At 51.6% G+C, this 13,435-nt stretch carries 12 protein-coding genes; 4 read left to right on the forward strand and 8 right to left on the reverse strand.

The window, feature by feature from the left end; all coding sequences use genetic code 11:
- Positions 1–94 precede the first annotated feature (94 nt).
- Complete coding sequence (locus BQ7364_RS02920; RefSeq protein WP_006060516.1) at positions 95–715, reverse strand: TetR/AcrR family transcriptional regulator; 621 nt, start codon at positions 713–715, stop codon at positions 95–97.
- Between the two features lie 183 nt (positions 716–898).
- On the opposite strand from BQ7364_RS02920, the gene BQ7364_RS02925 reads away from it, so the two are divergent.
- On the forward strand, positions 899–2,917 hold the full coding sequence (locus BQ7364_RS02925) for an oxidoreductase (RefSeq protein ID WP_072683329.1): 2,019 nt from the start codon (positions 899–901) through the stop codon (positions 2,915–2,917).
- 151 nt (positions 2,918–3,068) lie between these two features.
- Here BQ7364_RS02925 and BQ7364_RS02930 read toward each other — a convergent pair whose 3' ends face one another.
- From BQ7364_RS02930 to BQ7364_RS02940, 3 genes are all read right to left on the reverse strand, one after another.
- Positions 3,069–4,301, reverse strand: coding sequence for a M1 family aminopeptidase (locus tag BQ7364_RS02930; protein ID WP_072683330.1), 1,233 nt, complete (start codon positions 4,299–4,301; stop codon positions 3,069–3,071).
- 201 nt (positions 4,302–4,502) lie between these two features.
- Positions 4,503–5,897, reverse strand: a complete 1,395-nt coding sequence (gene uxaC / locus BQ7364_RS02935) for a glucuronate isomerase (protein WP_072683331.1) — start codon at positions 5,895–5,897, stop codon at positions 4,503–4,505.
- Between the two features lie 108 nt (positions 5,898–6,005).
- Entirely contained in the window at positions 6,006–6,539 is a 534-nt protein-coding gene (locus tag BQ7364_RS02940) for an O-acetyl-ADP-ribose deacetylase (protein WP_072683332.1), read from the reverse strand.
- An 84-nt stretch (positions 6,540–6,623) separates the two neighbouring features.
- Between BQ7364_RS02940 and BQ7364_RS02945 the strand changes: the two genes are divergently transcribed.
- Together BQ7364_RS02945 and BQ7364_RS02950 are read left to right on the forward strand one after the other, a co-directional pair.
- A complete protein-coding gene (locus tag BQ7364_RS02945) occupies positions 6,624–7,511 on the forward strand; it encodes a DMT family transporter (protein WP_072683333.1) in 888 nt (295 codons plus the stop codon).
- Between the two features lie 102 nt (positions 7,512–7,613).
- On the forward strand, positions 7,614–8,612 hold the full coding sequence (locus BQ7364_RS02950) for an isocitrate/isopropylmalate dehydrogenase family protein (protein WP_072683334.1): 999 nt from the start codon (positions 7,614–7,616) through the stop codon (positions 8,610–8,612).
- Between the two features lie 107 nt (positions 8,613–8,719).
- Here the strand turns inward: BQ7364_RS02950 and BQ7364_RS02955 are convergent, their stop codons facing one another.
- From BQ7364_RS02955 to rlmD, 4 genes are all read right to left on the reverse strand, one after another.
- On the reverse strand, positions 8,720–9,295 hold the full coding sequence (locus tag BQ7364_RS02955; RefSeq protein ID WP_072683335.1) for a sugar O-acetyltransferase: 576 nt from the start codon (positions 9,293–9,295) through the stop codon (positions 8,720–8,722).
- On the reverse strand, positions 9,292–9,999 hold the full coding sequence (locus tag BQ7364_RS02960) for a 5'-methylthioadenosine/adenosylhomocysteine nucleosidase (RefSeq protein WP_072683336.1): 708 nt from the start codon (positions 9,997–9,999) through the stop codon (positions 9,292–9,294). The genes BQ7364_RS02955 and BQ7364_RS02960 overlap by 4 nt, the downstream gene beginning before the upstream one ends.
- Positions 9,959–10,753, reverse strand: coding sequence for a peroxide stress protein YaaA (gene yaaA / locus BQ7364_RS02965; protein WP_072683337.1), 795 nt, complete (start codon positions 10,751–10,753; stop codon positions 9,959–9,961). The genes BQ7364_RS02960 and yaaA overlap by 41 nt, the downstream gene beginning before the upstream one ends.
- Positions 10,754–10,942: 189 nt before the next feature.
- A complete protein-coding gene (gene rlmD / locus BQ7364_RS02970; RefSeq protein WP_234973140.1) occupies positions 10,943–12,442 on the reverse strand; it encodes a 23S rRNA (uracil(1939)-C(5))-methyltransferase RlmD in 1,500 nt (499 codons plus the stop codon).
- 89 nt (positions 12,443–12,531) lie between these two features.
- Here rlmD and BQ7364_RS02975 point away from each other — a divergent pair, with 89 nt between their 5' ends.
- Positions 12,532–13,419 (forward strand): fructose bisphosphate aldolase, encoded by an 888-nt coding sequence (locus BQ7364_RS02975; RefSeq protein ID WP_072683338.1) that lies wholly within the window; start codon positions 12,532–12,534, stop codon positions 13,417–13,419.
- The last annotated feature ends 16 nt before the right edge of the window (positions 13,420–13,435 follow it).

Raw genomic sequence — 13,435 nt, forward strand, 5'->3', positions numbered from 1 at the left:
TGTTTAGATTACCATATTCAATTTTACATTTCAACCGGAAAACACAAGAAAAAAGGAAATTCTGACAGAATTTCCCAAGGACTTGAAAAACAGATCAAACGGCGGACGACAGCGGATCTTTGGTATCGTAATCCTCCAATTTTAATAAGGAATAAAGTATGGCACGGAACGGTTTGGCATCATAGGTGAAGCGCTGCAGCCGATCGGCATAACGCATCGCATAGCTGTTGAGCAGACAATGAACGACGTTCGCCCGGGTCCGGGCTTCGCTTTCACTTAAGTCGGGATCATGGCGCTGGATGTATTCCTGAAGCTGACGCCGGTAACGCATCGACCACTCCGCGATCGCCGGAAAATTATCGACCCGGTGGGAGCTGATCAAGGAAGCCTGCGTCGAATAGAGCGCCGCCGTGACCGGATCATCCGCGAACAGTTCGTTTTCCTGCATCAGAATATCCAGAAACGATTTCAGATCCCCGGCCGCTTCCGCCTTCTTCAACGTTTCACGGATATTCTTTGCCGCATATTCGTCCCAAATCTCGACAAAAATCTCCTCCTTGCATGGAAAATGCCGGTAAAAGGAACCGACCGCTAACCCGGCGCGTTCCGTGATTTCCTGAATGCTCGTCTGTTCATAGCCTTTTTCAAGGAACAACGCCAGCGCCTGTTTCTTAAGCAGATCATGCGTTGTCGTAAAGCGTGCGGATCGCGGCATACTATCCCTCTTTTCTGTGCTTAACTATAGCCCAGCCCACCGGTGGTGTCAAGATTGCGTCAGAAGAGAGCGCTTTGTTTAAAGTTTTTGTGAATCTAATTCACTTTCATATTGATAAAATTTGCACATACCCGTATAATAGAAGCAACAATGTGAATCACATTCACAAGAAAGGAGAATTTTATGTCTGATTTATTTCCAATCCTCACCTCGCCGGGCAAAATTGGCACACTGGAACTGAAAAACCGCATCGTCCTGCCGCCAATGGGGACCGATGCCGGACGAGATGGCTTCGTCACGGATGCGATCGTCAACCGCTACGCCGAAAACGCCAAAGGCGGCACCGGCCTGATCATCACCGAGGTCACCTGCGTCGATCCGCCGCTGGGCATCAACACCGCCCAATACATCGCACTGAGCGACGACAAGTACATTCCGGGCTTTCGCCGGATCACCGACGTCATTCATCAATATGGTTCCAAGTGTGCGATCCAGCTCAGCCATGCCGGACGCGGCGCCAATCTGGATGTACTGCACAAGCTGAACCAGCCGGCTGTTGCCCCTTCCGCAGTCGCGATGCCGTATAGTTTTCTGACCGGGCTGACCGGAGAAACGCCGCGGGCTTTTGAGCACGATGAAATCGTTGCACTGGAGGATAAATTTGCGGATGCCGCCTACCGTGCCAAGCAGGCCGGCTACGACGCCGTAGAGGTGCATGGGGCCGGGTATTATCTGGTCGCTCAGTTCTTCTCCGCCACCGCGAATCTGCGGACTGACGAATATGGCGGCAGCGCGGAGAACCGGGCGCGTTTCGCCTGCAACATCATCCGCAAGATCAAAGCTCGCTGCGGAGCTGACTTCCCGGTTCTGATCAAGATGAACGTCATCGACGGCGGCCTCAACGGCGGTGTCAGCGTCATGGACGGCTTGTTGAATTGTTATCTTGTGCAGCAGGCCGGCGCGGATGCGATCGAGGTCATCGCCTGCAACTGGAGCGATGTGGCGACGTTGAAGGATATTCCAGCCGGTGGTCAGCCGAAAGGCATGACCTTCCCGTTAGCGGGTATGATCCGCAAAGCGATGATCGCGGAAAACGAAGACCGGCCGAATCTGGAAGGCCGCGGCCGGCCGGCGATCACGATTCCGCTGATTTCCGGCGGCCGAACCTATGATCCGGAATTGGCGGAAGGCGCGCTGGCCCAGGGAGTCTGCGATTTCATCCACATGGGACGCGGCTTATTGACAGAACCGAACCGGCCGAACATGATCCTCAACGGCACATGGAAATATGCCCGGCCGTGCATCGGCTGCCAGAAGTGCATGGACAACCAGCTGCACCATGACGGAGAACTGATTTGCAGCGGCAACGCCGTATTCGGCCACGATGATAACGACGCGTCGCTGCCGGAACCGGAAACGATTAAAAACGTGATGGTGGTCGGCGGTGGGCCGGCTGGCATCGAAGCCGCTCGAGTGGCAGCGATCCGCGGACATCATGTCACCGTTTACGAAGCGGCAGACCGGTTAGGCGGTCAGCTGATCCCGGCCATCGTTCCGCCTTATAAGCAGAATCTTGCCGATTATATTCCTTATATGGAAGGCCAGGCCGAATACCGCGGCTTCACGGTCGAACTCAATCATCCGATCACCCGCGAGGAAGTCGAGCGTCTGAAACCGGACGTCGTCATCGTCGCGACCGGCGTTCTGCCGGCAGTTCTGCCGATTCCGGGCTTTGACAAACCGCTGGTCATGAACGCCAAAGAAGCGCTGCTGGGCAAGTCGACAGGCAAAAACATTGTGATCATCGGCGGCGGCACGGTCGGCTGCGAAACGGCGGAATGGATGCTGGACGCGGGCAAATCCGTCACGATCGTGGAAATGAGCGACCGGCTGATGGGCAAGATGGTGGAAACGACGCGGTTTGTCCTCAAAGCACATCTGCGCGAGCTGAACTGCCGCGAATTATTGAATACCCGCTGCGTGGAAATTCAGGATCAGGCCGTCGTCGTCGAATCGGCCGAAGGACAACAGACAATTCCGGCAGACAATGTCATCATCGCAGTCGGCGACCGGCCGAACAACGCATTAGCAAACCAGATTCAGGATCTGTGCCCTGAGGTCATCACGATCGGCGACGCCCAGGGGATCGGCAGTGTCCTGGAAGCCGTGCGGACCGGTTATGTCGCGGGGAAATCAATCTAACTTTCTCCAATCAGGATGTTCTAAAGCTCTTGGGGAAAGCATGGACGAAATTGTCTTCTGCCCCAGATTCTGACATAGACAACAAAGAGGAGTGTATGCTCCTCTTTTAGTATCCTAATCAACTTTTCTTTCTTACTTTGATATTTCCGTTCTATTCCGCGGATGCCTGACTTACGGCTTCAATCCATTTCTTTAAGATTGGATCCTCCCCGTGCAGTCCAAAATCAGCCTGATCCAGAAATTTCTCAATCGCCGCGGCCAGTTCCGGGGAAAGTTCCCGGCGGATTGCTTCCAGCAGAGCTGCCGTGGACTTAACCGTCAGGTTCGCTAACAAGGAAAGGATTTGATCGACGACCGTCATTCCATGATCAAACGCCAGTTTTAAAAACAAAGCCGTTCCTTTTTGATGGATGCTTTTTGCATCGTTCTTCCCTTCCGGCGTGCGGATCGGCCGCAGCGGTGCACAAGTGGAAACGAGCATGTTCAATTTTTGCTTAAGCAGCCATGTCGGGCCGTGTTTCATCAAGTAACGCAGGCAAGCCCATTCCGCCCCTGTTTCATTCAGCCAGTCCTCCCAGGAAGAAACGTCGGCGCCGGTAAACCAGAGATGACCCAGTTCATGCGCCATCAAGCCAATCATCCGATCGGCATGTTCCTGGATTTGAGAACAATCTTCCGGCAGAATCCGCGTGTAAAACGTCCACTCCCCACGCTGGAAAGCGCCGGCATTTTGATAGTCGGGAATATCCAAAGATATCATTTTTCGCTGCGGCAGCTTCCGCGCGCCATAGGCTGTCTGATATTCCATCAGAATTTGTTCAACTTCCTCGACCATGCGGGAAATGATTTCCGTTTCATCCGGATTGAAATAGATAAACTGCACTGCGGCATTTTCCTGCGTCAGTTTGCTTTCCGGCTTATAGATCACGACATTGCCGGAATCCCCGGCCAGCCCTGAAGAAAACCAGGCCTTCTGAGCTTCATCCCATTGTCCCTCCAGCATGACCTGTCCTGGCCGGCCTCGATATGTCAGTAGAAACGGAATGAGGGACAAGGTCTTCGGCTGCGGATAGTAAACGGAATAAACGTTAAGGGCCAATAAATCGGAGCGGTTGACATTCCCCCATCCAACCGGCTGTCCTTGATATTCGATCACGATTTCCCCTGCCTGAACGATCTGCGGCGTAATCTTGCGGGCAGCCGAGCGGAATAGCATCGGTTCTGAGGGACCTGCTTCGAAGGCAATTTCTTGATCCTGGCTCACGATGCGATGGAGAGTCAGCTGATCGGAAAGCCAGAAGCTTTCATCCTTTTCCAAATACAGCTGACAGCGAAACAACAGGTCCGAGGCTTGTTCAAATAGTTGCAGGTGAATGATTTTCATCGCTGAGTCCCTCCTTGTTTATCGGTTATCTATAATTTAACATATACTATATAGTTTTACAATATAGTTGCTATGAAATAATAAAATCAACGTTGATTTACAGGATCGCGCTTTTCCTGATAAAAAAAGCCGGAAACCCCAGCTCCCGACTTTAAAGTTAAAACCGTTGAAAACGCTTATTCTTCATCCTATATTTGAAATTTAGAACTCAAAATACCGAACGGCGTTGTCGTAACAAATATCTCTGACCATTTTCTCCAGCTGCGTCCAATCCTGCGGCGCTTCCCCATTTTCAACCCAGGTTCCTAACTTATTGCAGAGAATCCGTCGGAAATATTCATGACGTGGAAACGACAGGAAGCTGCGCGAATCCGTCAGCATCCCGACAAACCGGGATAACAAGCCGACCTCCGCCAGCGTATCCAGCTGCTTTTCCATTCCGCGCTTCTGGTCGCAGAACCACCAAGCCGAACCGAGCTGGATCTTGCCAGGAAGGCTTCCATCCTGAAAATTCCCGGCGGCGGTGGCCAACACTTCATAATCCTTGGAGTTCAGACTGTACAGAATCAGCTTCGGTACGCCTGCGTTTTGTTCCATCGCGTCCAACAGCGAATTCAGCTGACCCGCGATCATCGGATCATCCGTGCTGTCATATCCGGTATCCGCCCCCAGTTTGGCAAACATTCGTGAATTGTTATTGCGCAGCGCGCCGATATGCAGCTGCATCGCCCATCCCCGCTTCACATATTCACTGGCTAAAAAAACAAGCACTGCGCCGCGGTATTGACGCAGCTGTGAGATCGTAAGGGGCTGGCCGGCTTTCTTCTGGTCCAGCAGTTTTTGAATCTGAGCCTCATCCGCCGGCGCATAAAAATCTCCGTTTAACGCATGATCGCTCAATTTACAACCCTGTTCGGCAAAATGATCCATACGTTTTTTCAACGCAGCCTTCAGCCCTTCCCAGCTGCCGCAGTCTTCGCCTGTCAGCTCAGCTAACTTTCCAAGATACTCCAGATAACCCTCTTTCTCAATGTTTAAAACAGGATCCGGACGGAAGGCCGGCAGCACCCGGATTTCAAAGTCAGCCTTCAACAATTTATGCCAGCGCAGATCATCCAGCGGATCATCCGTTGTACACAGCGTCTTAACATTCATTTTCCGAAGCAGGTTCCGCACCGAATATTCCGGCGTGTTCAGCATCGCGTTGGTTTGTTCCCAAATCTGATCGGCATTCTCCGGACAGATAATCGTATCCATGCCGAAATATCGTTTTAATTCCAGATGTGTCCAATGATACAGCGGGTTGCCGATCAAATCCGGCATCACCGCGCACCAGGCATCAAATTTTTCCCGGCCGCTAGCCTTGCCTGTGATCTTATCCTCGCCGATGCCGTCAGCCCGCATCGCCCGCCATTTATAATGGTCGCGGCCCAGCCAGACTTCCGCAATATCCGGATAACAGCGGTCTTCGTAAATAACCTGCGGTTCCAGATGATTGTGATAGTCCAGGATTGGCATCGTCTCCGCCGCCTGATGATATAATTGTTTCGCCGTATCATTTTGAAGCAGAAAATCTTCGTCCATAAATTTTTTCATCTTCTCGCCCTTCCCTCTTTTCATCAGTATACCGCGTTTTGCGAATCCGCGGATTCTGAAATTCTTAGTTTTCCCATTTTTAAATCTCTTTTTTTATGAGTCTTCCGTCTAATCGCCTTTATTATCCAGTTGTCTTTTATACAGCTGCGCATCTTCGCTTTCATAGCAGCAGAAAATGACGTCGATCTCCTTTTCAGCCTGCAGCTCGCTTAACGTATCCCGCACCGTGTCCACAGCGATTGAACAGGCCAGCGCTTTAGGGAAATGATAGATGCCTGTGCTGATGCACGGAAACACAATCGTCAACGAGGACAGTCTGTATTCCTTTTGCAGCTGACGAGCCAGGCGCAGCGACTGCCGGTAACAGCTTGCCAACAAATCCACTTCCTGATGTCGTCCTCCGCTCCACACTGGACCGACAGTATGGATAATCCAGCGGCATGACAGATCATAAGCTTTTGTCACTTTCGCCTGACCGGTTTCACAGCCATGCAGAGTCCGGCATTCCGCCAACAGCTGCGGACCCGCTTTCTGGTGGATTGCCCCGTCGACGCCTCCGCCGCCCAACAATGAGCGGTTCGCAGCATTGACGATGATCTCGGCCGGCACTGAAGTGATATCCCCCTGAATAAAAGTAATCATATTCTTGCCCTCTTTTCATTGACAGCGATCTGCTTCTTTTCTATTCTATAACTAAGAAGAAGTGGAAAGCAAGGTGAATCCGGTATGAAACGAAGTCAGATCCAGCTGATCAGCGCGATGTTGATTTTCGGCAGTCTGGGATTGTTTGTCCGCCAGCTCACTCTGTCCTCAGCGCTTATCGCTTTTTTCCGTGCCGCGATCGGCGGTTGTTTTTTATTCCTGTATCAATGCCTTCGCCGCAAACCGCCGCACCTTCCGCAAAGCCGCAAATCCCGGATCGCCTTGTTGATATCCGGCATTTTATTAGGCTCCAACTGGGTCTTCCTGTTTGAAGCTTACCGGCTGACGACGGTCTCGATCGCCACTTTATGTTATTATCTGGCGCCGATTCTCGTTGCTTTGTTTGTGCTGTTTCGTTCCCATCGTTTTTCCGGAAAAGCCGCGCTGCTTTTAGTTCTGGGACTGACGGGTCTTTGTCTGTTGATCAATCCCGGTTCCGCTCTGGGAATCCATCCAGGACTGGGCATCGGGCTTGGCCTCATCGCCGCGCTCATGTATGCTGGGATTATTTTGATCAACCCCTATTTCAAAGAGGTCGACGGCCTGGACAGCTCCTGCCTTCAGCTTTTGATCGCGGCCGCGGTTTTATTCAGTTATCTTTTAACTCAGCCGATGTTGTGGAACGGCCTTAAAATATCGCTTTTGCAATGGGGTCTTCTATTATTGCTTGGCATCGTGCACACCGGATTGGCTTACGCCTTGTACTTTAGCGCGCTGCCGCGTTTAGACAGCACCACGGCCGCATTTTCCAGTTATCTGGATCCCGTCAGTGCGATTTTCTTTTCTGTTATCTTCCTTCACGAACAGCTTAACGCCATTCAGCTTGTTGGCGCGGTCTTGATTCTGGGAACCTCCTGGCGCTTAAGCCGGCTGGAGAAAGAAGCGGGACTGCCTGAAAAGACTTCTTCATAAAGAAAGATTTTTCAAAGATAATGTTTTGTTTTTTCAATTTGTTCTTTTCATTTTTTCTTTCCTGCGGTACACTTAAAAGCAAATAGAAAGAAGGCATCAGCCATGACCCAAACAATTACTTTGATCGAAGGCGACGGGATCGGCCCGGAAATCACCGCTCAGGTTGTCCGCGTCTTACAAGCGCTCCAGCTCCCCCTGACCTTTGACCGCCAAACGCTCGGACAGACCGCGCTGGAACAAACCGGCAGTCTGATTCCGGAAGCCACGCTGCAGTCGATCCGCAAAAATCACATTGCGCTTAAAGCGCCATGCACGACGCCGGTTGGTCAGGGCTTCCGCAGCGTCAACGTCCAGCTGCGCCTGGCGTTTGACCTGTACGCGAACATCCGGCCAGCCCGTTCACTGGAAGGTGTGAAAACCCGGTATGAGAATGTCGATCTGATTATCTTCCGGGAAAATACCGAAGATCTGTATATCGGCGAGGAACGGAAGATCGACGAGGATACGATAGAAGCGATCAAGCGGATCACCCGTCCCGCTTCACAGCGAATCATCCAGGCGGCATTTGAATACGCGGCAGCTCATCAGCGGAAGAAAGTTACATGCGTGCATAAAGCGAACATCTTAAAACAAAGCGACGGCCTGTTTCTGCGGATCTTCCGGGAGATCGCCGCGCAGTATCCGCAGATCGAAGCCACTGATCTGATTGTCGACAACGCGTGTATGCAGATGGTCATGCATCCGGAGCAATTTGACGTCATGGTCATGCCGAATTTATACGGTGATATCCTTTCTGATCTGTCCAGCGGTTTGATCGGCGGACTGGGGCTGCTTCCCGGTGTGAATCGGAATGAGGAAATCGCAATCTTTGAAGCCGTGCATGGCTCTGCCCCGGATATCGCGGGAAAGAACCTGGCGAATCCAACTGCCCTGCTTCAATCCGCCTGCATGATGCTGGACTATTTAGGTTATGGAGACGCGGCTCAGCGGATTCACAAGGCGTTGGTTTCCGTTTTGTGCGACACTCCGGTCCGCACGCGCGATTTAGGCGGAACCGCGACGACCACCGCGTTTACCGACGCTTTGATCGCTCGGCTTTAAGCTGTCCGAGAAATTCTGATCTCAGCTTGCTTTCATTACAGTCAATTAAAAAGAGAAATTCCGCTTTCGGCTTCCAACGCCAAACTGGAATTTCTCTTTTTTTCTGGTTAAAACTCATCCGGTTTCTGATCAAGATCGATCCGCCGCTGCACCCGGCACGGATTTCCATAGGCGATGACATTCGCCGGCATGGACTTCGTGACGACGCTGCCGGCTCCGATCACCGTATTATCCCCGATGGTCACCCCCGGACAAACGATCGCCCCGCCGCCAATCCAGACATTTCGGCCGATTGTGATCGGTTTTCCGAATTCCACATCTTGTTCGCGCAGCTTGGGATCCAGCGAATGACAGGCCGTCAGCAGCTGAACGTTCGGACCGATCAGCGTTTTATCGCCGATTATGATCGGACAGACGTCCAACAGTACGCAGCCATAGTTCAACATCACATCGTTTCCCAATGTAATATTAAAACCGTAATCGCAATAGAACGGCGGCTTTACCCAGAAGTTGCCCTCAGTCCGCAGCAGCTTCCGCAACAGGCGGCTGCGCAGATTCACTTCATGAAAGGTTTTCTTGTTATAGCGATGACAGAGCCGGGAAGCCCGGTCACGAAGCAGAATCAGCTGCGGATCCAGCGGATTATAGTTCATGCCGGCAATCATTTTTTCTTTTTCATTCATTCCGGTCTATTTTCTCCCAGCTCGCCCATCATTCTTTCCAGCAGAGTCAGCGCCTGAAGCGCGGCCCAGGAAGAATTCTGATGATATGCTTTTGAACCGCTTTGATGCGGCGTGTCGGAAATTGCGCGCAATGCTAAAAACGGAATCTGGTTGACATAACAAACATGGGCTGCCGCGGCGCTCTCCATATCGACGCAATCCGGATTGAATTTTTCAATTATTGATGAGCGTCCCGCCTGATCAATGAACTGATCTCCGCTGACGCTCCGGCCTGTCCGGATTTTTCCTTCTCCGTTTCCCTGACCGGCAGCGCGTTCTGCCAGATGAACCAAGTCCGGATCGCTGAGAAACCACAGGTCTTTCATATAGGGGTGATAATGAATCAAAACACCCGAATGATCAACATCGTGATAGGTGCATCGCTCGATAATGATCACGTCCCCGATCCTTAAGTTCGGATCCAACGCCCCCGCCGTTCCGATCATGATCACAACGGATACCTGCTTATCGATCAGCAGCTGAGTTGCTAAAGCTGCATTCACTTTACCGACGCCGCAGCGTACCGCAGTGATGGATTGTCCCTGCCATGTCCCCTCGATGAGTTTCAGCATCGCGGCTGCTTCTGTTTTCTCGATTCGCATCTGCGCGATCAACGGTTGAATTTCATCGTCGGCCTCCGCGATAATTCCGATTTTTTGTTTCATAGGTTTCTCCTTTGTCACGGGTAAACACAAAATTATGATCATTCGAAAGTTTGGCTTGATAACGATAACCACGCCGATTGAACGTTTTCAGCTGTTCTGGATTGTCCGCTCGGATTTCCGCTAAATAGCGGATCATTTCACCCCGTGCGATCTTTACATAAACACCCTTCTCCCGCAGCCCCATCCCGGTTTCTTCATAGAACCAGCATTTAATATACCGGACAGGCGAAGCCGCATATCGGCTGACGCTGCGAGCATGCTGAGCGCTGGCTAAGTCGATTAAAACAGAATCTGACTGAGCCAGGTGCTGATATAAACGATCGCCCCAAAATTCATAAAGACTGCGAAACGCGGGTGTTCTTAATGGAGAATCCATTTCCAGGCGATGCGGATGGATACCATCCAGCGGCCGCAGCAGACCGTAAAATCCGGAGAGAATCCGGACGTGGCGTTCCACGTAGTCCAGCTGCTCATCCGTAAATACATGCGGCGCCATCGTCTGGTACTGAATACCGTCATAGCTCAGAATCGCGGGTGTCCCTTCCTTATTCAGATCCAGGATTTGATACTGCTTTCTTGCTTCTTCGGCAATCTGCGGACTGCATTTCAATAGTCTGCGCAGTTGTTCCTGATTGAGCGCTTTGAGGGTTGGCAGCAATTTCCGACTGTCTTCAAGAAAGAAAGGCTGATGTCTGGGCGATATAAAAACTTCGTCTGTTTTAATGCGCTTTGCCGGCGCGATGATACACAACATCGTTTAGCCTCCTTTTTCTTTGTTCACACTTCCAGCGCAACTTTTTGGGATATCGCTTCTCTATTTTTAGTTTTTTTCCTAGATTCTCTGTTTCGATGATATATTTCAGAGATAGAAAACAGGTAAACATAGGGCCAGAAATTCAAAAGTATTCTTCTACTTTTCTTAGCCTTAATTCTGAAAGTTTAATTATTTGCACTCTGCACAAACAGGCGGAATCTCCGCCGACGGCCGCCGCTGGCTTAACGGCGCCGAGGTTTTACTGCTCGGCCGGGTTTTGACTAACAAACAAATTGTCTCCACGTGTGATGTCATCGGAAAGAGATCGACCGGTACGATCGAACGCACCTGATACCCCTCATGCGTCAGATGCCGTAAATCCCGTGCCTGCGTCGACGGATTACACGAGATATACACGATCCGATCCGGATTTAACCGGCATAACGACTTCAGGAAACGCTCATCCGCACCGGCGCGCGGCGGATCCATAAACACAACATCGTAAGCCTGCCCTTCCCGGGCTGCCTGTTCCATAAACAAACCGGCATCCGCTTCCACAAACCAGGCGTTGCGAAGATGGTTCATGCGCGCGTTTTCAATCGCGTTTTTGACCGATACCGGATTGACTTCCACGCCGACGACCTCCTTCGCCGCCTTCGCCGCGACCAGGCTGATCGCCCCGATTCCGCAATACGCGTCCAGCACCCGTTCCTTGCCGGTCAGATTGGCCAGCTCCATCGCTTTCCCATAGAGAACCTCGGTCTGAACTGAGTTAATCTGATAAAACGACTTCGCGGCGATCGAAAACTTCAGTCCGCAAAGCTCGTCCTGGATTTTTCCGGTCCCCACGAGCACTCGCTCCTGCGATCCCAGAACGACGCTGGTATTGCGGGAATTCACGTTCATGACGATAGTCGTAATTTCCGGATGCCGCTGGCGCAGCCGCTGAATCAGCTGCTTGCGGGCCGGAAAGATCGGCGAAGCGCAGACCAGACACACCAGCACCTCGCGGCTCACATGCCCAACGCGAATCAAACAATGCCTGACCAACCCTGTCCGCTGATCCTCGTCATACGGTTCGATCCGCAATTCCGTCATCAGCTCGCATACCGTGGCGAGAATTTTCTCCGCGATCGGATCCTGGATCCAGCATGACGAATACGGTACCAGCTGATGGCTGTCCTCCTCGTAAATCCCGGCGATGACTTTTCCTTTTTTACTGAGTGAAAACGTCGCGATCACCTTGTTGCGATAAGCCCACGGTTCTGCCATGCCCAAAACATCATGCACCCGGCCATACCGTCCTAAAAGCTGCTGGACCTTTTCCTTCTTCCAATCCAGCTGGGCAGGATAATCGACATGCTGAAGCTGGCATCCACCGCAGCGATCAAACACCCGGCAGCGCGGCTTCACCCGCAGCGGACTGTCCGTCAGCCGGACCGCGGATACGACTCGAATGCCCCTTCCCCGTGTATATTCCAACTCAACTTCCTCGCCCTGAAGCAGATTCTCGATCAAAACCTTTTCGTCCTTTATTTTAACAAGCCCTTTGCCGGAAGCATCAAGCTGAATGCACTTTGTCCGAACTGATAATATCGGATCCTTTTTCTTTTCTTTCATTTCTATCACCGTTACCATCATATCATAAAATAACCGCGGGCGGCAGTGCTTTGTTTCTGACCGCCGCATTGCGGGCATGGTATTTTCACAAAGAAAGTGCTATCATGAACTTAGAGATGAACTGATTCATCCCGGGCAAGAGAAAAGGAGGGTTTCGCATGAATCAAGAACAACTGAACCGAATGCATTCCGCCAAAGGCTTTATCGCCGCTCTGGACCAAAGTGGAGGAAGTACGCCGAAAGCTCTTCGGCTGTATGGAATCGAGGAAGATCAGTACAACGGCGAGGAAGCGATGTTCGATCTGATCCATCAGATGCGCTCACGAATCATCACCAGTCCGGCTTTCACCAGCGAGCATATCCTGGCAGCCATCCTGTTTGAAATGACGATGGACCGTCAGATTGAAGGCCAGTACACCGCCGACTATCTGTGGGAAAAGAAAGGCATTCTTCCGATTCTCAAGGTTGACAAAGGCCTGGCCCCGTTAGAGAACGACGTTCAGCTGATGAAGCCGATCGGCAATCTGAAGGAATTGCTGGAGAGAGCAGGTCAGCGGCATATCTTCGGCACAAAGATGCGCTCCGTGATCAAAGGTGCAAATCCGGACGGCATCCGCGCGATTGTCGATCAACAATTTGAAATCGGTCTTGAAATCGCAAAAGCCGGCTTCGTTCCGATTTTGGAGCCGGAAGTCGACATCACCCTGCCGGACAAGGAAAAATGCGAAATCCTGCTGAAAGCGGAAATTGAACGTCATCTGAAAACGTTGAAGGACAATGTTCGTTTGATGTTTAAGCTTTCGATTCCGACAGTTGATGGTTTCTACAGTGATCTGATGAACGATCCGCATGTCGTCCGTGTCGTCGCGTTATCCGGCGGCTACTCCCGCAAGGAAGCCAACGAAAAACTGGCGCGCAATCCAGGCTTAATCGCCAGCTTCTCCCGCGCGTTGACCGAAGGGCTTAAGGCGCAGCAGACTGACGATGAATTCAATGCGCTGCTGCAGGAATCGATCCAGACTATTTACGACGCATCCATCCGATAAGCAAACGAAGTTTAAC

Origin of the sequence: Holdemania sp. Marseille-P2844, assembly GCF_900120005.1 — a bacterium.
GTDB lineage: Bacteria > Bacillota_I > Bacilli_A > Erysipelotrichales > Erysipelotrichaceae > Holdemania.